28 protein-coding genes are annotated in these 23,144 nt (G+C 47.3%); 10 read left to right on the top strand and 18 right to left on the bottom strand.

What is annotated here, in order from left to right:
* Positions 1 to 3: 3 nt before the first annotated feature.
* From QT994_RS23745 to QT994_RS23710, 8 genes are all read right to left on the bottom strand, one after another.
* Positions 4 to 1,074, bottom strand: a complete 1,071-nt coding sequence (locus tag QT994_RS23745) for a sigma-70 family RNA polymerase sigma factor (RefSeq protein ID WP_333178901.1) — start codon at positions 1,072 to 1,074, stop codon at positions 4 to 6.
* A gap of 74 nt (positions 1,075 to 1,148) precedes the next feature.
* Positions 1,149 to 2,291 (bottom strand): ATP-grasp domain-containing protein, encoded by a 1,143-nt coding sequence (locus QT994_RS23740; protein ID WP_333178897.1) that lies wholly within the window; start codon positions 2,289 to 2,291, stop codon positions 1,149 to 1,151.
* Positions 2,292 to 2,334: 43 nt separating this feature from the next.
* Positions 2,335 to 3,492 (bottom strand): hypothetical protein, encoded by a 1,158-nt coding sequence (locus tag QT994_RS23735; protein WP_333178894.1) that lies wholly within the window; start codon positions 3,490 to 3,492, stop codon positions 2,335 to 2,337.
* A 31-nt stretch (positions 3,493 to 3,523) separates the two neighbouring features.
* Positions 3,524 to 5,188 carry an ABC transporter ATP-binding protein gene (locus QT994_RS23730; RefSeq protein WP_333178892.1) on the bottom strand — a complete coding sequence of 555 codons (1,665 nt, stop codon included), beginning with the start codon at positions 5,186 to 5,188 and terminating at the stop codon, positions 3,524 to 3,526.
* 1,285 nt (positions 5,189 to 6,473) lie between these two features.
* Complete coding sequence (locus tag QT994_RS23725; RefSeq protein ID WP_333178889.1) at positions 6,474 to 6,878, bottom strand: hypothetical protein; 405 nt, start codon at positions 6,876 to 6,878, stop codon at positions 6,474 to 6,476.
* Positions 6,875 to 7,219 (bottom strand): hypothetical protein, encoded by a 345-nt coding sequence (locus QT994_RS23720; RefSeq protein ID WP_333178886.1) that lies wholly within the window; start codon positions 7,217 to 7,219, stop codon positions 6,875 to 6,877. The genes QT994_RS23725 and QT994_RS23720 overlap by 4 nt, the downstream gene beginning before the upstream one ends.
* 124 nt (positions 7,220 to 7,343) lie before the next feature.
* Positions 7,344 to 8,333, bottom strand: coding sequence for a tyrosine-type recombinase/integrase (locus QT994_RS23715; RefSeq protein WP_333178884.1), 990 nt, complete (start codon positions 8,331 to 8,333; stop codon positions 7,344 to 7,346).
* Between the two features lie 144 nt (positions 8,334 to 8,477).
* Positions 8,478 to 8,663, bottom strand: coding sequence for a hypothetical protein (locus QT994_RS23710; RefSeq protein WP_333178882.1), 186 nt, complete (start codon positions 8,661 to 8,663; stop codon positions 8,478 to 8,480).
* Between the two features lie 818 nt (positions 8,664 to 9,481).
* Between QT994_RS23710 and QT994_RS23705 the strand changes: the two genes are divergently transcribed.
* The 3 genes from QT994_RS23705 to QT994_RS23695 are packed head-to-tail and all read left to right on the top strand — an operon-like array spanning position 9,482 to position 10,681.
* On the top strand, positions 9,482 to 9,790 hold the full coding sequence (locus tag QT994_RS23705) for a hypothetical protein (RefSeq protein ID WP_333178880.1): 309 nt from the start codon (positions 9,482 to 9,484) through the stop codon (positions 9,788 to 9,790).
* Between the two features lie 35 nt (positions 9,791 to 9,825).
* Complete coding sequence (locus QT994_RS23700; RefSeq protein ID WP_333178877.1) at positions 9,826 to 10,392, top strand: hypothetical protein; 567 nt, start codon at positions 9,826 to 9,828, stop codon at positions 10,390 to 10,392.
* A complete protein-coding gene (locus QT994_RS23695) occupies positions 10,379 to 10,681 on the top strand; it encodes a hypothetical protein (RefSeq protein WP_333178875.1) in 303 nt (100 codons plus the stop codon). The genes QT994_RS23700 and QT994_RS23695 overlap by 14 nt, the downstream gene beginning before the upstream one ends.
* A gap of 243 nt (positions 10,682 to 10,924) precedes the next feature.
* Here the strand turns inward: QT994_RS23695 and QT994_RS23690 are convergent, their stop codons facing one another.
* The 9 genes from QT994_RS23690 to QT994_RS23650 all read right to left on the bottom strand — a co-directional run bounded on the left by QT994_RS23690 (position 10,925) and on the right by QT994_RS23650 (position 16,559).
* Positions 10,925 to 11,224: a hypothetical protein gene (locus tag QT994_RS23690; protein WP_333178873.1), complete on the bottom strand. Its 300-nt coding sequence runs from the start codon at positions 11,222 to 11,224 to the stop codon at positions 10,925 to 10,927.
* Positions 11,225 to 11,243: 19 nt separating this feature from the next.
* The gene (locus tag QT994_RS23685; RefSeq protein WP_333178871.1) at positions 11,244 to 11,561 is read right to left on the bottom strand and encodes a hypothetical protein; all 318 of its coding nucleotides are present in this window, start codon (positions 11,559 to 11,561) and stop codon (positions 11,244 to 11,246) included.
* Between the two features lie 297 nt (positions 11,562 to 11,858).
* Complete coding sequence (locus tag QT994_RS23680; protein WP_333178868.1) at positions 11,859 to 13,997, bottom strand: hypothetical protein; 2,139 nt, start codon at positions 13,995 to 13,997, stop codon at positions 11,859 to 11,861.
* Positions 13,997 to 14,539 carry a hypothetical protein gene (locus QT994_RS23675; protein WP_333178866.1) on the bottom strand — a complete coding sequence of 181 codons (543 nt, stop codon included), beginning with the start codon at positions 14,537 to 14,539 and terminating at the stop codon, positions 13,997 to 13,999. Before QT994_RS23675 ends, QT994_RS23680 begins: the two co-directional genes overlap by 1 nt.
* Positions 14,540 to 14,553: 14 nt before the next feature.
* On the bottom strand, positions 14,554 to 15,276 hold the full coding sequence (locus QT994_RS23670; protein ID WP_333178865.1) for a hypothetical protein: 723 nt from the start codon (positions 15,274 to 15,276) through the stop codon (positions 14,554 to 14,556).
* A 64-nt stretch (positions 15,277 to 15,340) separates the two neighbouring features.
* Positions 15,341 to 15,553: a hypothetical protein gene (locus QT994_RS23665; RefSeq protein ID WP_333178862.1), complete on the bottom strand. Its 213-nt coding sequence runs from the start codon at positions 15,551 to 15,553 to the stop codon at positions 15,341 to 15,343.
* A gap of 3 nt (positions 15,554 to 15,556) precedes the next feature.
* Complete coding sequence (locus QT994_RS23660) at positions 15,557 to 15,763, bottom strand: hypothetical protein (RefSeq protein WP_333147913.1); 207 nt, start codon at positions 15,761 to 15,763, stop codon at positions 15,557 to 15,559.
* A 2-nt stretch (positions 15,764 to 15,765) separates the two neighbouring features.
* Positions 15,766 to 15,942, bottom strand: coding sequence for a hypothetical protein (locus QT994_RS23655; protein ID WP_333147911.1), 177 nt, complete (start codon positions 15,940 to 15,942; stop codon positions 15,766 to 15,768).
* Entirely contained in the window at positions 15,942 to 16,559 is a 618-nt protein-coding gene (locus tag QT994_RS23650; protein ID WP_194011286.1) for a hypothetical protein, read from the bottom strand. The genes QT994_RS23655 and QT994_RS23650 overlap by 1 nt, the downstream gene beginning before the upstream one ends.
* A gap of 158 nt (positions 16,560 to 16,717) precedes the next feature.
* Between QT994_RS23650 and QT994_RS23645 the strand changes: the two genes are divergently transcribed.
* The 6 genes from QT994_RS23645 to QT994_RS23620 all read left to right on the top strand — a co-directional run bounded on the left by QT994_RS23645 (position 16,718) and on the right by QT994_RS23620 (position 19,507).
* Positions 16,718 to 17,002, top strand: coding sequence for a ribbon-helix-helix domain-containing protein (locus tag QT994_RS23645; protein WP_333178857.1), 285 nt, complete (start codon positions 16,718 to 16,720; stop codon positions 17,000 to 17,002).
* Between the two features lie 88 nt (positions 17,003 to 17,090).
* The gene (locus QT994_RS23640; protein WP_333147906.1) at positions 17,091 to 17,492 is read left to right on the top strand and encodes a hypothetical protein; all 402 of its coding nucleotides are present in this window, start codon (positions 17,091 to 17,093) and stop codon (positions 17,490 to 17,492) included.
* 47 nt (positions 17,493 to 17,539) lie between these two features.
* The gene (locus QT994_RS23635; RefSeq protein WP_333107859.1) at positions 17,540 to 17,683 is read left to right on the top strand and encodes a hypothetical protein; all 144 of its coding nucleotides are present in this window, start codon (positions 17,540 to 17,542) and stop codon (positions 17,681 to 17,683) included.
* A 91-nt stretch (positions 17,684 to 17,774) separates the two neighbouring features.
* Positions 17,775 to 18,410: a Uma2 family endonuclease gene (locus QT994_RS23630; protein WP_333178854.1), complete on the top strand. Its 636-nt coding sequence runs from the start codon at positions 17,775 to 17,777 to the stop codon at positions 18,408 to 18,410.
* Positions 18,411 to 18,725: 315 nt separating this feature from the next.
* A complete protein-coding gene (locus tag QT994_RS23625; protein ID WP_333178849.1) occupies positions 18,726 to 18,926 on the top strand; it encodes a hypothetical protein in 201 nt (66 codons plus the stop codon).
* A 353-nt stretch (positions 18,927 to 19,279) separates the two neighbouring features.
* Entirely contained in the window at positions 19,280 to 19,507 is a 228-nt protein-coding gene (locus QT994_RS23620) for a hypothetical protein (RefSeq protein ID WP_333178847.1), read from the top strand.
* A gap of 120 nt (positions 19,508 to 19,627) precedes the next feature.
* Here QT994_RS23620 and QT994_RS23615 read toward each other — a convergent pair whose 3' ends face one another.
* Entirely contained in the window at positions 19,628 to 19,753 is a 126-nt protein-coding gene (locus QT994_RS23615; RefSeq protein ID WP_333178845.1) for a hypothetical protein, read from the bottom strand.
* Between the two features lie 197 nt (positions 19,754 to 19,950).
* Between QT994_RS23615 and QT994_RS23610 the strand changes: the two genes are divergently transcribed.
* Positions 19,951 to 23,144, top strand: a 3,194-nt coding sequence (locus QT994_RS23610) for a DUF3854 domain-containing protein (RefSeq protein ID WP_333178843.1), incomplete at its 3' end; no start/stop codon positions are given.

Raw genomic sequence — 23,144 nt, 5'->3', positions numbered from 1 at the left:
TCTTTAACTTCTGGAATATTTTCCTCTTTTGGAGCATCTAGCAGTCTTTCTGCCAATTTTTTGAGGAGGAGAGCGGGACGATCGCACCAACTCTCCCGCAACTTTCCCCACCTGATGCTGTTGTTGCATCAAGAACACCGCCAGACAGGAATTCCCCCAACGTCCAGTTTCTTCATCATATTGAGCCAAAGCCAAAATCGGTGCAAGCTGCCTTTTACCCAGCGCCGCCTCAACGTGCCGACAACCATCCCTCTTTACTTCTAACTTCCCATCATTAGTTGCCGCAACCATCACCGACTCAGGGTGCTGCACATCACGCACTACCTCCTGCGATTCCTCATACCCAACACTCTCCACTTCCTCCACCGCAACGGATAACGTCACCGTCTCGCCCACAATCGCTTCAACTGGCACATTCCCCTGGGGCATTTCCCCAATTGCCGATTCCGTTGCTGTCGGTGGAACAAATTTATCCCTATCCGTCGCCTCCTCCTCGATAAAATATCCCCTCAACTCCTCTTGCAAAATCTTCCGCGCCTGGGAAATACGCTTGCAGACATTCTGGTAGGAAATATCTTGCCGTTGGGCAATCTCTGGATAAGACAAATCCTCATAAAAGTGCAGGATAAACGTCTCGCGCAACCGAGGAAGTAAATTATTAATCGCACGACAAATCACAATCCTTTTTTCGCCAGTCTCCAAAGCAATTTCTGGGGTATCCTCACTCCGTAGCAGTCCTTGCTTCTCACTAGATGCGTAACTTTCTATATCTTCAACTCGATTCGCCCCCCGACTGCGTTCACGATAAATGTCCACGCACAGATTGCGAGTCAGCGTCGTCAGCCATGCCTTAAAATTATTAATTTTCCCGGCAAACTTTTGCACCTTTTCCCAAGCCTTGAGCATCGCCCGACTCAAGGCATCTTCAGCATCAGTCGGATTCCCCCCCATCCACTTAATACAGCAACGGTGAAGATAATCTTGATACTGCTGCCATTGCTGCCAAAACCCTTTCCCTAAATCTTCAGAGCAACCCTGCAGGTATGATGCACTAACTGTTTGAGAATCTGACATAAATCAATAACTGGTAGTGAACCTAATTGAGGACAAATAAAACTTAAACTTTAGAAGGTTTTATCCATACAAGCTCACGCTGATTTGCTCACCAAAGGCGACTTGGTAGAATGCCGAACAAAAGCCTCAGCGATCATTTCTGACATCAGTTGTGCAAACGGGATGCCAGCAAGGTGCAAGATAGTGCCAACTGATGTTGCACTTGGATTAGAGAAATCAAACAGAGGTATAGAAGAAATACCACAGTTAGGATTCACCTCGAGAACAAAGATTTCTTGAGAGGCTTTATCCATGCGTATATCTACTCGTGCATATCCATTACCGCCAACTGCACAGTAAGCGTGCTTGCTTAATTCGCAAAGCCTATCATGTAAATCAGAAGCAACTAATTGGTAGCGGTAAAACGGTTCTCCCAATGACAAAGAAGATTCTTCTTTTGCCCAAGCTCTTTCGTAAGCCAAAAATCGTTCAGTTTCAGGCAAGTTGGAGTGAAACACCCGTTCCACAGGTGGATAGATTTTGATGCTCTCTGGCTGCTGGGTAGAACCTAACAGGAAGACTGTAAATTCACGACCATTGATGAACCGTTCCACAAAGATGCTGTCCGGTGGGAATTGCATCCCGTGCTGTCCTTGGAGCAGCCATTGGACTTGTTTACTCACTTGTTCATCGCTTTCGACAACCGACTGTAAAGAAAGCCCTCGGCTTCCCATAGACATCGCTGGTTTTACAATTAGAGGAGTGCCAAGACGTTCGCAAACTCCCTGAACGTGGCTAGGGTCTGCAATGACTTCGTAGGGAGCCGTAGCTACATCCGCCTCAACAAAAGCACGCTTCATTCTGAGTTTAGATGAGCAGAGATAATCAAAGGTAGAATCTGCACCCGTAAAGAGAATGCCTTTTGCTTCCAGTAGTTTGATGACGCAAGTGCCAGGATAGTTAGGATCTTCATCCCCAGCACAAAAGTTTAACACTAATGGAATGTACTCTTTACTAGAATCTGCCACCTCCTCTATAACTGTGTGCATATTCTCTAACGTAATCGGCTGCCACTTCCACTTTAAACCGAGTTCTGCAAAGACATCTGCTAGTTCCTGATGAGTGGCAGGATTGTCATATTCTTCGCTGCTCAACTCTTGTCCTTTAATGCAGTAGGGAATAAATACCCAAACAAACAGCTTACTGCTAGGTACAGGTAATTTCTGCGAGATTGTCATTGTTTTAGTAGCTCCAGTATTAATAGTAAATGTCGGTACAAGTTCACGCTGCTTTACTCACCAAAAGCAACTTGGTAGAATGCCTAGCAAAAGCTTCCGCAATAATTTCTGACATCAGTTGTGCAAAGGGTGTACCAGAAAGATGCAAGATAGTGCCAACTGAGGTTCCGGTTGGATCACAGAGATTGGAGAGAGACTGAGAGGAGATTCCGCAGTTAGGATTCACTTCCAAAACAAAGAGTTCTTGCGATACGCGATCCATCCGCAAATCCACCCGTCCATATCCGTTACCGCCAACCGCACAGTAAGCACGTTTACTTAACTCACAAAGCCTTTCATGCAAGCCAGAACCAACCAGTTGGAATGAGAGGAAAGATTCTTTTTCATCTCTTTCCCAATACCCGTAAGACAAAAACCTTTCTGTGTCAGGTACGCTGGAGTTAAATACCCGTTCCAGTGGCGGATAGATTTTGAGTCTATCTGGTTGATGGGAAGAACCTACAACAAAGACCGTAAATTCACGACCATTGATAAACCGTTCCACAAAAATGTGCGAAAGCGTAAATTGCATCTCATGGTGTCCTTGCAGCAATCGCTGGACTTGTAAACTCACTTGTTCATCGCTATAAACAACTGACTTCAAAGAAATTCCTCGGCTTTCTAAAGAAATTGCAGGTTTGACAATTAAAGGAGTGCCAAGGCGATCGCAAACTCCCTGAATACAGTTGATGTCTGAGATCACTTCATAAGCAGCAGTTGCTACACTTTCCTCAACAAAAGCACGCTTGATCAAGATTTTGTTGTCGCACAGATTGAAAAATTTAGTATCTGCCCCTGTAAAAATAATGCCCTTGGGTTCCAGTAGTTTAACAATAGAAACGCCCGGATAACCGTCTATTTCAGTCCCATCGCAATAATTCAACACGACAGGGATGTAATCACCGCTTGACGCTGCTACTTCCTCAACAACAGCGTACATATTCTCAAAGGTGATTGGCTGCCACCTCCACTTCAAGCCAAGTTCTGCAAAAACATCTGCCAGTTGCTGACGAAACTCTGGAGTGTCGTAGAAGTCACTTATCATCCCTTCTTCCGTGACACGGTATGGAATAAACACCCAGACAAACAACTTGTTTCTAGGCACAGGTAATTTCTGAAACATTGATATTTTTTCTATTAATTGGTTGCCAAACTGTGGCATAGATTCCTCCTAGTTGAATTAAATTCGTAGGTTAACCACTAACAATGAGGCACCCTTTATCCATCACGAACATGACATCTGCACGCAACGCATGAGCCATTTTGTGGGTAATGACAATCACTGTGCATTTCTTGGCAATGCGCTCTAAAGTGGCCATGATTTCCACTTCTGTTGCGGGGTCTAGCGCTGATGTCGCTTCATCCAGAATCAGAATGGCTGGATTTCTCACCAACGCCCTAGCTAAAGCAATTCTTTGCCTTTGTCCCCCTGATAACTGTCCCCCCCTGTCGCCAACAGGAGTGTCATAACCTTGAGGTAAAGTCAAAATAAAATTATGAATTTCTGCGGCTTTCGCTGCGGCTTCTACCTCTTCATCACTCGCTTCCAGATAGCCCATGCGGATGTTTTCCCGCACTGAGCCATTAAACAAAATCACCTCTTGAGAAACCAGTCCGATTTGAGAACGCAGTGAGCGTATAGTGCAGTCGCGCAAATCAACTCCATCCAACAGAATGCGTCCCTTATCCGGGTCATAAAATCGCGTCAGCAAATTGACAATTGTACTTTTACCCGCGCCACTTTGACCGACAAATACCGCAAAGTCTCCTTGGCGAATCTTCAGCGATAGATTTTTCACCCCGCCTCTATCTTTGGAGTAACTAAAGCTAACATTATCAAAGTAAATATCACTCTGAAAATGTGGCAAATCAATCGCACCCGGTGCTTCCTGAACTTCAGGGATTTCCGCCAAAATATCATTGATACGTTGCAGTCCTGTCACTCCATCGATTAAATAAGGTAGCCCCCAGGTAAAGTTGAGGATAGTTGAATGTAAACCGAGCAATAGAACCTGATACGAGACGAGTGTCCCTACTGAAATCCAATTTCCATAGGTCATCACCGCGCTAAGACTCAAAATAACCAACTGCACTAAGACAAAAGCGAGACTAGGAATTCTTTGCACTAAGCTAGACAGAAATTTCGCCCGGACGTAAACTCGCTTCAAGTCATTCAACTGGGCAGAAAAATCTTTTGAGACTCGTTTTTCTAGACCGAATACCTTGATAACGGATTGGGAGAGCAGATTCTCTTCGATTACGCTGGCGATGTGTCCTTCCTTTTGCCGCAGATGATAGCCTTCTTTGGTGGCACGACGGGCAACGTTTACTGGTGCAATTGCACAGAAAGTCAAACCGATGCAACTTAGAACAGCCAACTGCCAGTTAAGGGAAAATAGGAAAATTACCGAAAAAAGGATGTTACTCAGGCAAAAAATAACAACTGGCAAACCAAGGATGAGACTATTTTCTACCTTCTCTGCATCCGCCTGGAAACAGTTAATTATATCCCCGGCTGAACGTCGCCCAAAAAACTCCATTGAAAGGCTTTGGATGCGCTCAAATAGAGAACAGCGGATGTTGTTGAGTAACAGAATCCCCAATTTAGCTGATAAAAAGTCGCCCAGCAAGCCAACAACGATAAATACAATCGCTCCGCCTCCCAAGAGCAATAAAATCAAAACCAGAAGACTATAATTTTGAGGAACAATGGCTGCATCAATAATAAACTTGAAGCTGATCCTCATTGCTGATTCAAATGCGGCCTCAAAAATCTGACTGCTACAAAGGAAGATAGCTAGCCATCTATAAGGAGCAATATATTTATTAATTACCCTCACAAACTTCAAAAAACGCATTGGGCTTTGACATAAATGGGTAATATTTGTCCGTATTATAGCGAGCCTAAATCATTTATCTAAATAGATAGGATAGGGGTAGTGGCAAGAGGACCTATCTCGGAGCGATCGGGACAACCAAACGGGGGATTGTTCCTAGAAAAAATCACACAATTTATTTAGACGCGCTATATTGCTTTTGTGTGGGTCGAACCCTCACTTTCACTTGGAAGACAGCTAACTGCACCCATTGTCCTCCCAAATCTTTCGGCACCTTTCAAAAAGTTGGTTCGGTACGAAATTTCTTGCCGGACGCTGCTATTGCACCCATACGTCCGCTGTTGAATGCCTTAACAGCAGTAATACTCGGATTTTTCGAGCTACTACCCCCTGTAAATTCAATTTAATCTTTTTGCAAGCTTTACTCCTCAGTTTGTTTATTTGTCATCTATCTTTCAACATACTTAGCTTAATTCTTTGGATAAATGCCTGTCAAGGGAAATCAATAAAACTTGTGTAAAGAAAACGTCATGGAAGGTAAAAAATCAACATTTCGTGGTTTGGACGTGAGTAACCTAGAAAAAGCTTGAGAAGAAATGCCCCAATTTACATTCACTTCTAGAGCAAATAGTTCTTGAGATAATTGGTACATCCTTATATCCATCCGTCCATAGGAGATTTACTGATATAAAAATGATGGACGCACTATTCTATAAATTACGAGCTAAACAATAGCCGTAATTTCACGCTCGACGTGCGATCGCCCACACTCAGAACAATAGGTCAGTAATTAAGTAGAAGCCCCTTTTGTAGCGTTAAACCCTGATTATAACTGTATCGTTCAGAAGCTATGAAAGTCTATTAATTGCTTCCACAGCTTTTGAGACGCATCTTATCTCTATAAGATTTCTTCTCCCCCGCCTTTGTAAGTCGGAAAAGTCGGATCGTAAAGTCGGAGAAGTCGGATCTTGCATAATCTCTCGAACTCAGGTTAGGTGAATATCGACCAAAAAGTAGTTGCAGGCTTATATCACAACTTGTCTCTTAGTAGCCTGATTTCTTTAATTTCCTAACTTTTCCTTGGGCTAGCGGGACTTAAACAAATTTTCACAGTTAATAGGGTTAAAACCCTTGCTAGACAAGGAAAATACGTCCAAGGGGGTAAAATCATATGAAACCCCTACTTATCAAAGATTAAGGAAAGCTTTGTTTTGTCTGAAAACAGGTTGCTTAAGTTCCGCTAGCATGAAAAAGCGATCGCCACCCCGAGTACAGCGATCGCACAATATCCAGAGAATCCTTACCTCTACGCCTCTTCTTTCAACCCCTCTTCCAACAGCATCCGCACAATATCTACTTTCTTGCGCCCCGTCTTTGCTGCCAACATCGACAGTTTACGGTGCAGAGTTTCAGACATATCCACAGTAAACCTGACCGTGGCTTCTTTATCGGGTGCTTGCAGTTTGCTCATCAGACTGCTCTCCTTGGATGGAACGGGGATTGGTTCTGCTGCTGGCGCTTCCGGCTGCGCTGGTGTTAGCACTGGCCATGCAGTTTCCGGTGTTGGTGCTGTTTCCGTTATCAGTGAGGCTGCGGGTGTTGGTGCTGGCGGTGCAGCTTGTGGTGCTGTTGATAGTAATGCAGCTTCCTTTGTACCGAAAACAAATTCTTCCATCGCGCTGCCAAGTGGTTTGCGTTTCTTGGTGTTCATTTCAACGCTCCCATGATTTCCTTAAACAGTCGGCTGTACTCTTTGCCAGAATCTTTGGCAGGTTGACCGCCCAAATCCCACACCGTAGCTGCTTGACCCGAAGAATCAGCAATCACTTGTTTTTGGTGAATGACTGATTTGAGCACTTTGATGGTGGGTGTAAGTTTTCCCAACAACTCCAGAGCTTCTGTTTTGAGCTTCGTCCCCTTCACGGCACTGCTGAGAAACATCACTGCTTTGGGCGAACCTTGTCTCACCTCCATAGCTTGTTTGATGAGTCTCACCGCATCGGTGGCTGATTGTACGTCGATTTGAATGAATTCCAGCGCAACAACACCCAATTTGTAAACTCCAATTCCTTCTCCCTCATGCGTTACAGCGTCATCGCCACAAAATTAGAGACTTGATGGCAGGCAAAAACACGTCCCTAATCAACGAATTACTGATCCAAGCCAGTAAAAACATTCAAAACATAGAGTCAAGCATTTCGGTAACATCTTGTTGGTCGCGGCCCCGGTTGTCGTCGTAGATCATAAGCGTGTTTAAATTCCTGTGCCTGCTTAACTTCTGCACCTTCCGTACATCCCCGTCTGTTGCGTCCAGTGCCGCCGTGATAGCTGAGTGTCGGATGCGGTGAGGGGACATCTGTTTTTTGATACCAGCCTTTTCGCTGTGACGGACAACCATCTTGCAGATACCGTCGCCACTAAGTCTGTGTCCGTTGTGAGCGGAGTCAAGTGCTATAAAAAGCGGGCTATCGTGCAAGCAACTTCCTCTTTCCTCCAACCAATCGGCGATCGCCTGCACTGTGGCAGAACCCAAATCGATCGTCTCAGCTTGCGTACCGCGTCCCTTGCCAAAAATCCGCAAAGTTTTACTAGCTGGGTCAAAGTCTCGAACGTTCAACTGACTGATTTCGTTTCGCCGCAAAGCATTACCCCACAGCAAACGCAGCAAAGCATAGTCTCTCTTGCCAGCTTTCGTTGCCAGATCGCACTGCTGCAAAATTCGCTCAAAAGTTGGTCGGTCAACCCCGGTTGTATCTCGGTAGCCGACAATTTTCTCCCCCTTGATATCCTCCAAACTGTAATGGCACGCACCGAGCTTACGGCCCATTTCCACCAACGATTTAACAGCCGCCAGCCGCCGATTGACCGTGGCCTCCTTCAACCCCTTGTCAATCAGCTTAGCTTTATACTTCAACACCACCGACACGGCCTGACGCTCTTCCAAGTGCAGAAATTCTAAAACGTTATCAGGCACGGCGGGCATCCCCGTCATAGTAACTAAAAAGTCATTGACATCGCGCTCATAGGCGCGGCGAGTATTTTCGGAGCGCTTGTCGGCGAGTAATTGTTTGAGCACGTCGGGGTCAGTGTCTAAAGTGTCGAAATATCTTTCAATTTTGGCATCGAGGGAAGCTTCCAGGCGGGCTATCGAAAATTCTGCTTTCATGATTTTTTGATATTGATAACGGAGGTTTACGATGGCAAGGAGGGTAAAAATAAGTTCTGTCCACCTTGGGGGGCTGTGGTGTGTAAGCGGCTATGAGTTTTACTATCTTAAGTTGGGCGCTCGGCCGTCGTTTGATTTTCCGTTTCAAGGACGATCGCCGGAATCGTTTCGCCGGCTTTCGGGTTGAGCCGCCGTGTCAGAACGGAGACGTGGTACTGAAAATGACCGCTCTCGACGAGAGAATCCGTCGCCCAGAGAGCTCTCTTCACGCCTGGGAGTTACGAAGCTGCCGATCGCCAGACGCGAGCGTCCCTGCAATTTCGAGCTCAAGGCGATCTTCGTTCCAGGCAGGCACATCAGATACTATGCGTTTGACGACGACGAGCGAGGGCATCAATTTTTTGGCGGAGATCGGCTTAGTAGTATGCACTCTCCGTAGTTGGTGCGGTAGCACCGGTGTGGGCGATCGGTTCTGGGGCGATCGGTTCTGGGGCGGTCGGAGTTTTTTCGGGCACTGGTTTTGTTATTACTAGATAAATACTAGACTCAGTGCTAGTATTTATCTAGTAATAAAGCTAGTTTTTGTGTCTAGTATTTATCATAAGTCAATGCTAGTATTTTGTCTAACCTATGTACTAGATACCGCTAGTGATGGGAGGGTTCGCTAGGGCTCAGGCAACTGTTGCTGATAGTCTTGGAGCTCGCTGAGCTTGGCTTGTAGCGCTGCGATTTGGGCATTCGCGGCGTCGATTTTTGAGGCGATTTGAACGAACTTGTTGGCTAACAGAGTCATTGTTCTTCGTCCTTTGGTTGTGGGTGCTGATTGTGAAGCCTATGTAGCGAGCGGTTTGTGTCGTTTCCGTTTCGCTATATTTGTATACTAGCATGATGTCTAGTATTTGTTGGCACAAACACTAGACACAAAGCCCAATTAAGATGCTAGATAAAAAGCTATTTGTGTACTAGCATAATGTCTAGTATATATTGAGCATTTAATATCTAGTGTTTGTTATAGCAGGGACACTAGACACAAAGCCCAATTAAGATGCTAGACAAAAAGCTAGAGGCGCTAATTTTAAGCTAGCGTGATACTAGACAATTAAATAGCATTATGCTAGACTGTGGCTAGTTTATTACTAGACAAGACTATGACGAGCAAAACCAATAAGCCCGAAACCCCTACAAATAAAAGGCTTCAACTCAACTTGAGACTGGACGGACGGGAGGACTTGGTTGAAGCTATCAAGGCCACCGCCGAAACAAAAGGGTTAAGCGTCAATAGTTGGGTCGTGGGCTTGCTGGAGTCAGCGACAGGGATGGAACCCGCTAATACAGCGCCGACAGGTGGGGATTTAGAAGCGGCAGTTACCTCGGTACTAGATAAGTTGCTAGCAGATAAGCTAGTTAATATCAAATCAGAATTAAAAGCTGAATTGCTGGGGGAGTCGGCGGCCTGATCGATCGCGGCAACGATGAATCGCTCAGGCTTGAATTGCAGGCTGATGTAGGTTGGGTAGAGCAAGAATTGAACGAGGTTCGCGGCGATTGCAGGGTACTCGAAGCCGAACGCGACAAAGCCTGCGCCGATCGCCAGCAAGTCGAGGCCCAACTCGCAGAACTGCAAGCGCAACTGGCAACACTGGCAGCCGATCGGGAAGAACTCGCCCAACTCAAGAAAGAAGCGGCAGAAGTACACCGCGAAGGAAGGGCGATCGAGATGGAGAAAGCCCAATGGCAACAGCAGCTTAGCGATGCCAGATGTGAGCTGGCAGACGCAAAGGCAACCATTCTCAAACAGGGAGACAAGATTCGGGAATTGGAGCGGGGATATAGTCTCAAGCCCAACCCCGCAGAAAGCCGATTAAGGTTGGAAATTGGCGAACTCCGATCGCAACTCGCCGACCTGGAACAGAATCCAGCGACTGCCAGCCAAGATTTACCAGAAGCGGCCGACCTACTTAACCGGTTAAAAGCGCAGCGCAAAAAATCAACCGCAACGCTCGCAGATGTTGAGAAAATCTTAGAAATTCTTGAGGAAGGTAGTAATGAGCCAGACTGACTTTGAGCGATTTAAGGAAGAAAAAGAATCACAAATTGGCCAGTGTCTGCGTGGTCGGCTCGGTGAGGAAGATGGCCCCGATATGCCAAGCATAGATAGCGCTGATAGCTTGAAAGAGCAATACTACTGGTTTATGCTCGGCATCAATAACCCGCCCGAAAAAGACAATATCGACTGGGAAGGGCTTGAAAAAGAGCTGAGAGCTTACGCCGATGAAGTTTCTAAAGAGTGGTTTCAGCGCAAGCGGGCTGAAGATAGGGCAGAGGCAATTAGGGCAGGGCGGCTGTAATTTCGATCGCCTGATCGCACCCAAACAAAAAAGCTCCCCCGACCGAAAATATCAGGGGAGCTTTTTACACGATGGGTAATCGGTAATTGGTAATTGGCAATTGGCTTTCATCCTTTGCCCCAATTAATTGCAGTATAGCGGCTTCAGGGGTTTTGGTGATTGGTTATCAGTCACCAGTCATCAGGTAGCGCTACACCGTCAAATCATGCCTGACAACGTAGCGCTCGTTTATGTTGGCAATGTTCAGTGTGCGATGTTCAGTGCCATTATCCGATCGTCGGTTAATTGTTGAATCTGCTGCGGTGGCTGCCAGCGCCGCCCCCAGTTCTGGCGAAGTCGGCAAAGTTCGATCGGACTGGGAAAGAGTTCGGCAGCACCCACCCAAACACCAACACCAGAAATCTGAGTCGCATAGTAAGCATCAAACTGTTGGCGCGATACTTTTGCCAGACTTCCTTGCTCCGATGCCTGCCACAGTCGATCAATAGCCAGCGATTCGCGCTTCACAACCTTGACTATTCCTAGTATTTCAGCAACTGGCATCGTGGCATAAATTACAATGCTATCGCCCGCTTTTAGAGAGGTTCCTTTCGTTGCCTTTTCTCAATTCAATTGTTTTCGGATTGCGGTCGAAAAAGAAAGCATCAGCCCACGTCGGACGGACGGAGATTAAAAAGGTGCAAGTCATTTTCCCTTCCCCATCAAGTTTAGAAACGGATTCAGAATCATCAAGCACACGGTCGAGAACCTTAGATAGTTTGAAACAATCGGACGTAATGGCGATGGGGTTCGGTTGTTTCCGTTCAGGTTCCAAAAAATATCTTGATGAATCAGTTTGTGCGCTTCTGGCGAGAGAGGAACGCAATCTCGAATAACCCATTCGCTTCTCAAATTCTTGTAATGCAAATGGTGCGCGTGTGTTGCTCGTTTCCAGGGACGTAATGCACATCGCCTACCTGTTGAGGCTATGATGCTATTGCTCTTTTTGCGCCAGTTCACTGACTGTATATAGAGGGTGTATTCTGCACTTCTAGCCATTGTTTTATTCTCCCTTGATTAATTCCTGTCATTACCCGTCAACTCTTTCTCTAAAATGATGTCACCGCGCCGGACTAGCTCAGCAAATATGGCATCGTAAATTGCATCAAGCATAGAGCCAGGGAGAAGCTTTAATAACTTACTGAGCATTGTCATTTCCTCTCTCGTTTTGCAGGAACTCATGAATTTGGGGCAACTGTGCAATCTCGCCATCATCGTAATTCTCAATCAGCCACTTGAGCAGCGTCTTTCCATGCTGGGTGTAGCTGCGTGTTGGGTGGCCGTTTTTTTCCCCACATTTCAGCACTGACCTAATAATATCTCTGGGTTTTTGCCCGGAACGAGCTGCCTCTGACACTGACTGAAATAACTGCTCAGGAGCCATACCAGGGTACATCTGCCCGAAGCCTCTGACAGTCCACATAAACCCTGACACCTTATCTGACAAGGGTTCTGCTTCTCCTGACTGACCCTGACTGTCGAACAATTCCCCCTCATTCTCCTGACTGTCAGACGGCTCACTGTCCCCCAAATTGAACTCCAAATCGTAAGTTCGCTGCCAGTATTCAGAATCAGATAGCTGGGGTTTTTGACGGGTTTCGGCAGTCGTTATCCCTGCCTCACACTGGATTAAATACTGTCTAAATTTCTCGATATCAAAAGCCAGTTTTTCGTCTCTTTCTTCTGGCGTAAGCTTGATAACAGCCTTCTCGATACGAGGCAACAAACCGACGTTTCCATTCCCCAAAGTCGTAAAGAAAACTGGAATCTGCTTGGCTTCAGATTCAGCCATTAACTCGTTAAGCTGTGCTAAGAGCATTGCCCTTTGAGCGTTATCGGAGACGATGTACTGGTTCTTAATCGACAACTCAACCAGCAGATAATCGCCCTTAGTTTTACCGTCTGCGGTCTTGACCAAAAGCCCCTGGGCTACAATCGCCATGTTTGCCCGCAAGTTTGCATCTCCAACCAATCCAAGCGCTTCAAGGTTTAGCGACTGAGCTAAGACTAGAAGGCAAACATTGTAATCTCGACCGACTGTAATAATGTCGAGCAACATCAATTCAATCTTTGCCCAGAGAGCCTTGTAAGCCTTCCGAAGCGTCAAAACGATGGATGACCAATCCTCTAAAATCAAGCGTAATGGGGGTAGATGTTTGCGGTCATTTTCGGATATGTTTTCGAGTCTGGCTAAGAAATTTTTGTGGAAATTCTCAATTAATTTGTAAGCTTTCGTCGGGTCAATCGAATTAAAAATTGTTAGTTTCCCCGCTTCCCGCAACCCGCAGAAACTGTCGTTTTTCCGTCCAAGAATCCATACCGATGCAGTTTGTCCTTTGCTTCGTGCTTGGCTGTACACAGAATCTAACCACGCACTCAGAGTGTGACTTTTCCCCGCCCCGGTAGACCCTGCAAGAATCATTGACTTGTCGGAATATGCCAAGTCATCTAAGAGTTGTTCTCCGGGGGTTTTGGCTGACTTAATTATTGATACTGAATCAGATTCTACTTTGTCGCTAGGGTTGTTAATACCGTCGAGTGTTTGAGTACCTGTCAACTGGAAGGGAGTCTTTTGGTTTCGCAAAAAGGCGATGTATTCTTGCTTCTTCTCATCCGACAATCCCGCAGTTTCTGCATCAAAAATGGCTTCCTCAGCCTCCAGTTGAGCAATCTTAATATCGGCTTCACCCAAAACTTCGCATTGCTTGAGAACCACAGCGCAATCGTTGGCGGTAGCGTCCAAATCGCCCTGCACCTGGACTTCCCTAATTGTCACATTGCGGTAATCTTCCAGTAACTCAGCACGAGCAGCCAGTTGCCCTTTTGCTAGGTCGCGTTTCTCTGCAATGACCTCATAGTTTGCAAGCTGTCGCTCGGAGTTTTGCAAGCTTCTTAAACCCATTCCCGCGACACCAAAGCTACAACCAGCGAGAGCCATCCACAGTGCTTTATTTGGATTTGTGGCGGGTATTGTGTCCTTAAAAACCACTTCACGGGGGATGCCGTTTGCCTTCCACTGTTGTGCGTGGTACTCGGTCATGATGTAGGGTTTGCCTGCCTTGTCCGCGCATTGCAAGGCTTGTTTGTTGTTACGGATGCAGAGTTGTACCCGATTGCTGGCTGTTCCCTGGATTGCGTTTATTCCGCTATATATTCCCAGTAAAAGCGCCAAAGCAACTGCCGACAACTTGCCAGCAATCGGGAGTCTTTCAAAGGTCAGAAGCAGTGCGCGGTTTGACTTAAGTAATTGAGCGTGTTTTTCGGTTAATGGCAGCATTACTTGCTCCCTCCCTTGACCTTAAAGATTAAGTAAAAAACGATGGCGGCAAGAGCAATTGACGGCAAGTAATCAAAGTTATTAGAAGCAGGTTTTTTTACTGCCTGAATTTCTTTGATGCCTGTCTCTAGGCGTATTTTTGCCTCGCTTACTTGCTGCAATTCAGTAGCTGGTTCGGCAAGGCTAGCAATCATGCCGACCGTCACCCCAGCGCCAACAATTGCAGTAGGCAAGCGATGCTTAGACTGCCCGGTAATCTTGGCTGCTAAATAAATTTGATAGATGCCAATTGCAACAATTGACCCGCCCGCGACTTGCATGGCATGGAAAGCGAAAACCACTGCTGAACCTAACGCTGTGGGTGTTAGGACTTCGCAGAGATTGGCAGCATCCCGGTATTGGCGCTCGGCGTTGGTTTCCTCTGGCTGCGGTTGGTCAATGGTCGGTGCGGTAACTTGCTGATATTGCTGTTGTTGCTGTTGTTGCTGTTGAATTCCCCCTCCCGAAAAGGAAAGGGGACTGGCCCCGATGAATTCGTGCATAAGTCCCCTCTTGCTTAACGGTTGTTGAAGTTCATTACGTTCGCAAACCAGTCCCCAAACCCTCTAGCCGTACCAGTTGCCGAAACGCTGTTGGAGAGGCTGGCTGATCCAATGACAACTGGTACTTTTTCCTGAATCCCTTTGTCCGAGCCGACCGTTGCCCGACTGAGCAGCTTCTGTCGCCTTTCCCGCAGTGATTCTTGAATTGTTTGCCTCTTCTCTGCAACCTCGCCCCGATTTGCGATGGCTTCCATCTTGTTCTCGTGTCGCCAAAGCTCGGCCTGTAAGTCGCCTGTGAGCTCGGAAGCAATCTCGGCTAGTCCGTGCTGACGCTTGGTTTCAATCTTGAGCATTGCTGCACGGTCTTTGGCATCTAGTTGCTCCATCTCAGCCCCAAATTCCGCATTGAGCTTGCGGATTTTAGCGATCGCATTTCCGACTTTAGAGCCGAATTTCTTCCTAATTTCTGTCCATGTGACCTGACCGTCGGCAATTTTCCCCAACGCCTCCAGATAGGTTTCAGCGTTATCAAGGAAGGGTTCTAAAACTAAGGCAAGCTGTTCGGCGTTGGCTGCTTTATCTGCCATCGCTTCAAGCTTCGTAACATCGCTCAAGTATGAAAGAATGTCAGCCTCTGTGTCTGCCCAATCTCCCGCTTTTTCATCAATGTATGGGCTGTGTCCCGCTGCGGGATTGCGTATCGCTATACTGCTGCTGTCGTTGCGTCCAAAATCCATAGTACAATCTCCTTAGATAGAACTCTCCCAGCGCAAGCTAGGAGAGGTTTACAAAGCCAGCCGCCTACTTTTCGACGGGTGACGGCTGGCTGAAATTGTTGCTGTTGTTATTGATTGTCAGGTTGCCGTGAATGATTGTCGGCTCCGGGACTCGTTTTGCTCCCGATTGATAGCCTGTATCGTAGCCGACCGCAAAGACAAGAGCGTTGGTCAATAACGCACCGCCAATCATCAGCCGTGTCACGTTTTTGTCGAAGTCTTTGTCATCATCAAGCATCGCCTAAACCTCCTCAGATTTCACGTCAATTGCATCGCCATTTTTAGATAAGTCCTGGCGTGTTGGTGTTGGTGTTGGCTTATGGTTGATAACTGTGCCAGCGATAAAATCACCCTCGATTTTCTCGACATAGTTACCACCGTTCGTGTTAATAACCCGTTTGCCGGGTTTACCGTCTTCAAACACCACACCGTTAATAATCCGTACCATTTTTAATCCCTCAAACTACTAATTTGACCAACTACTGCAATCGCTACAGCATCCGCTACACCTTCATCTCGCAACTGTAATGCAGCAGCCTGTATAGCTTCCTGTGGGCGGTTTCCCACAACGTTAAAGGTTCGCGTTGCGTTACACTCGCGGCTGACTTTCACTTTGAAATAAGCCATTATTCCGCCCCTCCTAATTGCATCGCCCGCAACTGTGCCAGGACTTCGTTTTGTGCCTTTTGTTCGGCCTGAAAGATTGCCAAGCCTTGTGCTGCGCCCCGGTTCTGTGCTGCGTTGATTCTGGCTTTGTTTAAGTCAGAATCACGTTTTTGTGCCGCTTCATTCTCTGAGGCAATTTGAGCCAGAACTTGCATAACCGACTGATTCAAGGATGCCGAGGTAGTTGCAGCATTTTGACCAAGTTGAGTGATGCGTTGATCCAATGCTGGGGTGTATTCGTTGATTGTCAATGCTCCGGCTGGGGTCGCAGAAGGTGCGGTCGGTGTGGCTTCTACCAGCTTGCGGAGTTCGCTGAGTTTTCCAGCATTCAGTAGTTTGCAAGCTTTCAGGGCAAGCTCAGAGTATTGAGTGGCCCGCGCACCCCCACGCCGTAAGGCTTTAAGCTCAATGCCGTAGATATCTTGTAGCTTGGCAATCGCCTTCTGCAACCCAGACTTATTCAAATTAAGGATGCGCTGCACTTGCGCCGCTGAGTACCAACGTTCAATCGATTCTCTGAGAGAGGAATCGATTTCTGTAACCTCTACGTCAATCACAGCCTGGTTTTTAAGTTCCATAGTTTCGCCTGCTTTGGGAGAATCAATTCAGAATCGATTTGGAATCGATTCTGATGGTCGCCATCATAGCACATCACATCATGGTTGTACCTAGTACAATCAAAACAGAAGGTGACAGAACATAGCATGATGGAAGGAGAGATATTGAATATGAACTAATGAGTAGAAAACTAAATGCTGTAATTCCCGATGAAACTTGGGAAGCTTTAGATGAGATAGCTAACCGCGAAATGCGTACCAAAAGCCAGATGGCAGCAATCCTTTTAGGAGAAGCGATTGCAGAGTACCGCAAGCGGCATTCTTTAAAAAATACCGAGGCTGACTTAGCAGATGCTGCCGATCGCACATCCGACCCGCAGCCCACAGAACCGGAGCCGATCGCAACCAAGCCAGCAACAGCAGCGAAAGCTAAGCGGGGTAAGGCAAGTAAAGGTGCTAGTTAATGTCTAGTAACCCTCTAGCATTAAATTCTCACAATTCAACCCAAACCATGCCGACCGCCATTCCTTGACCTTTATTACAAAGAAGTAAATGAACAGTTCCGATCGATTAGACCGAATAGAAGCAATCCTTGCCGCCACCGCAGTGCAGCAGCAGGCAAACACCGAGGCTCTGACCAGGCTGGAAGCTCAGACTTCTGCCAACAGCGAAGCGATCGGGCGGTTGGAAGTTCAAACTCTTGCCAATGCGACAGCCATAGATCGACTGACCGAGCGGATTGACCAACTGACCGATCGCGTTGACCGACTGGCTCAACGTTTTGACGGTCTGGTTTCAGCAATCGGGAGCCATCAAGAAGCGCTGAGGCTGATTTCCCAGCAGAACAACGAATGGCGAGAGCAAATGCGAATCATTCAGACAGAAATTCGCGACATCTGGCAGTACCTCAACAACCAACTCCGTAACCGTGGCAACGGCGGCGGGCAAAACTGAAGTGGCTGCCGATCAGGTGTGGGTGTGGGGAATTTAGGAGCGATCGCATGCAGGGAGTTGGGGCGGTGCGGACGATCGGCTTCTTAACAAAGCTTGGTATAAACTCCCGATCGCACATCCGAACCGCAGCCAACAGAACCGGAGCCCACAGCACCCAAGCCAGCGACAGCAGCGAAAGCCAAGCGGGGTAAGGCAAGTAAAGGTGCTAGTTAATGTCTAGCAACTATCTAGCAATTATCTAGCAACTATCTAGCAAATGTCTAGCAAAGGAAACAGGCAACCATGATCCAAACCCAAACCAAGACAGTCACATTTGACGAGTTCGCGGCCTGGTATCCAGAGAACTCAGTCCGCCGCTACGAGCTACACAAAGGAGTAATTGTCGAAATGCCTTTAGGAACTGGCCCCCATTCCTGTGTTACAGGTTTTACCAGGGATGAAATCAGTGCAGAAATTAGGCGACTGAAATTGCCTTACTTTATCCCCGGTGACTGTCTGCTTAAACCCATTCGTGATGAGGCAGGTTATCAGCCCGACGTAATTGTCTTAGACCAAGTGGCTCTCGCAAACGAACCGCGCTGGGATAGGGAATCCATCATCACGATGGGGTCTTCTGTACGGCTGGCTGTAGAGGTCGTTAGCACTAATTGGCAGGATGATTACCATTTCAAGTTTGCCGATTATGAAAAATTGGGTATCCCGGAATATTGGGTTGTTGACTATGCTGCTTTGGGTGGCCGGCGGTTCGTTGGCAATCCCAAACAACCGACTCTCTCGGTTTACCAGTTGGTTGACGGCGAGTATCAAATCAGCCAGTTTCGGGGAGATGACCGAGTTGAGTCTCTAGCGTTCCCCGAATTGAGGTTGACAGCCGAACGGATTTTTCGCGCCGGCTTGCCACCAGCCGAACTGAGCTAGAGACTGGGGCGATCACTCTCCCGGTGACGATTTTTGAGAAGAGGCAAAATCCCAGTTTTAGGAATCGTTGGTATAGAGGAGCGTTTGCCGATCTAGCAGGGTAATAGGGATCAAGAAAACTGAATCGAAACCCTAACAAAACTTAGAAAACCTTGGACAGCGTTGAAAAACCTCGCTCAAAATTCTCGAAAAATCGTTTTTTATGAATTCCTTAGCAAAGCGAACTACTTGATCGTTTAGTAGATCGGGTAAATCGGTTTCCGTAATCCAAAACCGTGAAGGAGCGCTGAGGCTACTTCAACAGCAGCAAAACGAATGGCGGGAGCAAATGCGAATCATTCAAACAAAAATCCGCGACCTCTGGCAGTACCTCAACAACCAGCTCCGAAACCGGGGCAACGGCGGCGGGCAAAACTGAAGTGGCTACTTATTGGCGATGGGGAGTTGTGCGGTGCGGGCGATCGGCGGGTGTGGAGAAGTTGGGGCGGTGCGGGCGATCGGCTTGAATTTACTTGAATTTATTTGAATTTATTTGTTTTTAATAGTTCAAGCTGCCGTTTTTTTGACTTATTTACGACTTTACGCAAAGTGGTAAATAAGTCAAAATTGCTTGCTAACCATCGGTGGCACCGTACTTTTACTCAAATCTCGGAACCATCTTTGCGTTGGCGAATAACTGATATTTGTTCGTCCTCTCTTCACAGTCCAAACTGTTTATGCAAGAACTCTTAAAAGTTCTTTTGGGGAGCTGGACGATCGAGCCAGTAAGGTTCACACCTGTTTGGCTGCCCAAATACACGGTTCGATCGCAACTGACTTTCAGGTGCTAGAATCTATTTACTTGCTGATCGATTATTGAGGCAAACCGTATGCTCTATTCGGAAAACAAAGTACAAGTTGCAGTTTGGCTGCAACCAGAAGTTGTCGCCAACTGCGATACCTATGCCGAATATTTTTCCCAGTCTCGCTCTGGCTTTATCAATGAAGCTTTAAAACTTTACATTCGGCACGCCGAAAAACATTGTCAGTTGCTGGCCGAAAACGGAGAAAACGAAACTAATTCACACGGACACAACGAAAATGCGCTGGCAGCGTAAGCTTTCCAGCGCATTTTACAGTTTCTATACACCCTAACTTTGTTTTAAATCCGGGAAGATTTTTTACCAACAAAGTTAGGAATTACACCGCAATAAAGGGCGGCTTATTCCAATATTATGTCACACCTGGTTTCCAGAAACACGCGCCCCATTGGCGACGTGATGGTTGATGCTAGCTTGCGTGCTAGCCTTCGTGTTATCTGTAGCGGTTCGATCGCACATTCCCGGAATTCTTACACTACCCATAGAGCTACCCATAAGTTTCAAGAGCCTGCAAAGCCTTGTTATCAGCCTATTCTACCACAAACCCCTGTAAATACGCAACATAACCGGGGATTGTTTGGAGTTAGCTTTGCAGCGATAAATCCACAATCCACGGTATCCGCGCAAGCAAACCGGGGATTTTCTGCTGGAACCTTTGAAACGATCGGAGGTGCGGTGTAATGAAAGCTACTACCTCTACATCGATCAACCTACACTTCAACATTCACGACTACAAAGAACGGTTAACCCCATCCAAAAAAGGGAAGTTCCACTGCCCGGTCTGCAATGATCCAAATTTCAGCATCGACAAGAAGGGCCCTGGATATGCTTGTTACAAAGGTGGTTGCGAGCCTAAAGATATTCAAGAAGCCATCCGCCCCGCCGCCGAAGTTACACAGCTACTGGAAGCCGATCGCGAGCGCAAGAGAAAAACCCCAGTCCCGTACAGTTTGTCAGCCGCACACCTCAAGGAAATGGCACTCAGTGGCATCCCTGAAGGTTTGGCGCGGATGAATATCCGATCAACGGATGATTCTCACCAGATTGCTGAATTCCTGGACTGGAAAGGATACATGGGGTCAATTGGCTGGCTGTATACCGGAGTAGACCCGGAAACAGGTTTTGACACAGGTATTGGACAATTCAAGCCTGACGAAAAATTTGCTTTCCCTAACGGCAACCTTGCCAAATACTTGAGCCAGAAACACGCATACGATGCCGCCTGCTTCAGGGTTCCGTGCTGGGTAATGCGAAAAGTTAGCACCCGTTACGGCGTTCCGATGCCAGAGGGTATGGCGGTTGTAAACGACTCTGACGAGGTAACGACAGTATTCTGGCACTGGGTTATCGACAATCCCCAACTGCCTATCAGTCCTGCCGAAGGGGGCAAGAAAGCGCTACTGTTGCTAGCTGAGGGGCGGATTGGAATCTCGATCAGCGGCGTAGATATGGCGACGATCGGACGTGGAGTAGATTTAGTGCCGAGCTTGAAAAAGTTGGCAGTCAAGGGTCGCCCGGTTGAGCCGTTCTATGATGCTGACATTATTGAGAAGCCTGATGTCGAAAATGCGTTAATGGCGTTCGGCGCAGCGTTGACGCGGGCCGGCTGCGTGATCACCGTTCCGACGTGGGACTTGGAATTGGGCAAGGGTGTTGACGATTTGGCTGTTAACGAAGGCGAGGGTTGGGAAAATTGTCTCACGGTTTTGAGCTACAAAGATTGGCTCAAAAAATTGGAACAGCAGCGGCAAGAGTCAAAAAAGCGATCGCCCGTCAAGAAAAGCAAAGATACGGTTGGTTCCCTTAAGCAAAACTCTGAGCAACCGTCAGAGGAGGAATTAGACAGAATCCACGAAGAAAACCTTAAATATGGCGATGACCCCCACTTAAAAGAGGATGGCCCCGATCTAAAGAAAGAATTCAACCAGCAAGCGCTAGATTTCCTATTTGGCGACAAACCGTGGATATGTGCTGATGGCAAACTCTACTACTGGACTGGCAATCATTACAAGTATTCTCCCGATTCCGAGCAACGCCCCCGAATTGCCTCATACTGCAACAGTTTTTCAGTCTTCAAAGAAAAGAAAGGATTAACTTTCCCGTTCGCCAACCCAGCCTCGGCAAAGCAAGTTTTAGAATGGGCCAAGATGCGGTTAGAAATCAATTCTGATTCACTCAATCCCCCCGGCTTGAACTGCACGAACGGTGTCCTGCAACTCCACTGGGAGGTTACGAAGGCAAGACTAGCTCCAACCCCTAAATGGAATCTGGTAGACCATACTCCTGACCTTTGTTACACTTACCAGCCGATCGCCACTTATAACCCGGAGGCTGTGACCGAGCACTGCGATCGACTGCTGGAAGTTCTCAACGCGCCCCAGCAAGACATTTTCCTCAAAACCATCGCCGCCAGCCTAGATCTAGAAACAGTCCGCAAATACAAAGGTCGGATGGTAAGAGCGCTGCTGCTTAAAGGCTACGGCTCGAATGGGAAAGATACGCTCAGGGAAATCGTGAGCTTGATGTACGGACGTATCGGTATGACGGCCGCCACCCTTTCTGACTTTGCATCCTACGATGAGGGCCGCAAGTTTCCTCTATCCCGTACCGCCAACAGTCGAGTCAACTGGGCTAGTGAAAATGCTCAGACAGCGCGACTAGACAAAATTCAGAGTCTCAAAGCTTTCATCACCGGGGATACGCTATCCCGTGAAGGGAAGGGTAAAGACGAAGAAGACTTTACCCCTAAAGCGATCGCTGTCTTTAACTGCAACGACACGCCCAATATGCAGGGAAGTCTGGAAGCCATCAAGTCTCGGTACGGTGTTTTGAGCTTTGACAAGACATTCAAGGTCAAAGCTGACCCGACGCGGGGCGAGATTGAAGCCGATCCACGATTCAAATATGACCCCGACTTTTTGAAAGCAGAAGTATTGCCAGCATTCTTAAACAAAGTCCTTGACGCTTTGGTAACGCTGATGGCTGATGGCATCGACTACACAGCCACCGAGGCTGCTATGGCGGCAATTCAGGCAGAGAATTCTCACTTATTCCAGTTCTCGCAAGACACCGGACTTAACTACTCACCCGACGATACCCTTACCGCTAGCGATATCTGGACACGACTAGAAACGTGGTATCAGGACAACGGGACACTGGTCTATGAAACTGCAAGCAACGACAAACTTAAGGCGGTGTGGTTTGACCAACCAAAAAGAGGCGACCACAACGTAAAAGGAGCTAATCAGGTACTAGCCCGAATTCAAGCATTGTTCCCCAAGGCGACTCGCACCACTATTTATTCTGCTACCGCCAAAAAGTCTGTACCCGCACTTACAGGTATTGGTTTTGTAGCTACCCGACCCAGTTCCGACCCAGTTCCGACCCAATACCCGCCCCAAGAAACCGTTATACAGCAAGACTTCCGACCCACCCGACCCAGTTTTTCTGATTTTCAGCAAAATCAAGAAATTTTAGAAGAAGCGGAAACGGAAACGGAAGCGGATATCAACAATCTTGCTGATAATTTTGTCCCAAAAACAGTAGAACCTGCCAAAACTGGGTCGGGTGGGTCGGAATCCTTAGATATCAACGTTTCTATCGGCGGAACTGGGGCGGAAACTGGGTCGGGTGACGCGGAAACTGGGTCGGGTAGAGTCGAAAAACCGATCGCCCCCCCGGAACCGGAAACAGCACCAACAGCACCAACAGCACCAACAGTCCCGCCACCAGAATCAATAGCAGAAAACATTCCAGACAGCACGAACCCATCACAGAACAATTGCAAACCCACAAAATCCGTAGAATTTGCAGAACAAATCAGAAAGGTGATCGCCAATTTTGACCGATCGCTGGCCATTCAAGTTACAAGAGC

Origin of the sequence: Microcoleus sp. S13_B4 (assembly GCF_036700885.1) — a bacterium.
Lineage (GTDB): Bacteria > Cyanobacteriota > Cyanobacteriia > Cyanobacteriales > Microcoleaceae > Microcoleus.
Note: the sequence above shows the minus strand (reverse complement) of the source record. Positions and strands in the feature narration are given on the sequence as shown.

Excerpts from the sequence above, each read along its gene's own strand:
- QT994_RS23680 (WP_333178868.1), bottom strand. The coding sequence starts at position 13,997 with ATGCTGCCATTAACCGAAAAACACGCTCAATTACTTAAGTCAAACCGC.
- QT994_RS23615 (WP_333178845.1), bottom strand. The coding sequence starts at position 19,753 with ATGGGTAGTGTAAGAATTCCGGGAATGTGCGATCGAACCGCTACAGAT.
- QT994_RS23745 (WP_333178901.1), bottom strand. The coding sequence starts at position 1,074 with ATGTCAGATTCTCAAACAGTTAGTGCATCATACCTGCAGGGTTGCTCT.
- QT994_RS23660 (WP_333147913.1), bottom strand. The coding sequence starts at position 15,763 with ATGGTACGGATTATTAACGGTGTGGTGTTTGAAGACGGTAAACCCGGC.
- QT994_RS23650 (WP_194011286.1), bottom strand. The coding sequence starts at position 16,559 with ATGGAACTTAAAAACCAGGCTGTGATTGACGTAGAGGTTACAGAAATC.
- QT994_RS23675 (WP_333178866.1), bottom strand. The coding sequence starts at position 14,539 with ATGCACGAATTCATCGGGGCCAGTCCCCTTTCCTTTTCGGGAGGGGGA.
- QT994_RS23635 (WP_333107859.1), top strand. The coding sequence starts at position 17,540 with ATGCAGGGAGTTGGGGCGGTGCGGACGATCGGCTTCTTAACAAAGCTT.
- QT994_RS23705 (WP_333178880.1), top strand. The coding sequence starts at position 9,482 with ATGACGAGCAAAACCAATAAGCCCGAAACCCCTACAAATAAAAGGCTT.
- QT994_RS23665 (WP_333178862.1), bottom strand. The coding sequence starts at position 15,553 with ATGCTTGATGATGACAAAGACTTCGACAAAAACGTGACACGGCTGATG.
- QT994_RS23740 (WP_333178897.1), bottom strand. The coding sequence starts at position 2,291 with ATGACAATCTCGCAGAAATTACCTGTACCTAGCAGTAAGCTGTTTGTT.
- QT994_RS23640 (WP_333147906.1), top strand. The coding sequence starts at position 17,091 with ATGAACAGTTCCGATCGATTAGACCGAATAGAAGCAATCCTTGCCGCC.
- QT994_RS23715 (WP_333178884.1), bottom strand. The coding sequence starts at position 8,333 with ATGAAAGCAGAATTTTCGATAGCCCGCCTGGAAGCTTCCCTCGATGCC.
- QT994_RS23620 (WP_333178847.1), top strand. The coding sequence starts at position 19,280 with ATGCTCTATTCGGAAAACAAAGTACAAGTTGCAGTTTGGCTGCAACCA.
- QT994_RS23630 (WP_333178854.1), top strand. The coding sequence starts at position 17,775 with ATGATCCAAACCCAAACCAAGACAGTCACATTTGACGAGTTCGCGGCC.
- QT994_RS23690 (WP_333178873.1), bottom strand. The coding sequence starts at position 11,224 with ATGCCAGTTGCTGAAATACTAGGAATAGTCAAGGTTGTGAAGCGCGAA.
- QT994_RS23655 (WP_333147911.1), bottom strand. The coding sequence starts at position 15,942 with ATGGCTTATTTCAAAGTGAAAGTCAGCCGCGAGTGTAACGCAACGCGA.
- QT994_RS23670 (WP_333178865.1), bottom strand. The coding sequence starts at position 15,276 with ATGGATTTTGGACGCAACGACAGCAGCAGTATAGCGATACGCAATCCC.
- QT994_RS23645 (WP_333178857.1), top strand. The coding sequence starts at position 16,718 with ATGAGTAGAAAACTAAATGCTGTAATTCCCGATGAAACTTGGGAAGCT.
- QT994_RS23695 (WP_333178875.1), top strand. The coding sequence starts at position 10,379 with ATGAGCCAGACTGACTTTGAGCGATTTAAGGAAGAAAAAGAATCACAA.
- QT994_RS23735 (WP_333178894.1), bottom strand. The coding sequence starts at position 3,492 with ATGCCACAGTTTGGCAACCAATTAATAGAAAAAATATCAATGTTTCAG.
- QT994_RS23730 (WP_333178892.1), bottom strand. The coding sequence starts at position 5,188 with ATGCGTTTTTTGAAGTTTGTGAGGGTAATTAATAAATATATTGCTCCT.
- QT994_RS23725 (WP_333178889.1), bottom strand. The coding sequence starts at position 6,878 with ATGAACACCAAGAAACGCAAACCACTTGGCAGCGCGATGGAAGAATTT.
- QT994_RS23685 (WP_333178871.1), bottom strand. The coding sequence starts at position 11,561 with ATGGGTTATTCGAGATTGCGTTCCTCTCTCGCCAGAAGCGCACAAACT.
- QT994_RS23625 (WP_333178849.1), top strand. The coding sequence starts at position 18,726 with ATGGCGGGAGCAAATGCGAATCATTCAAACAAAAATCCGCGACCTCTG.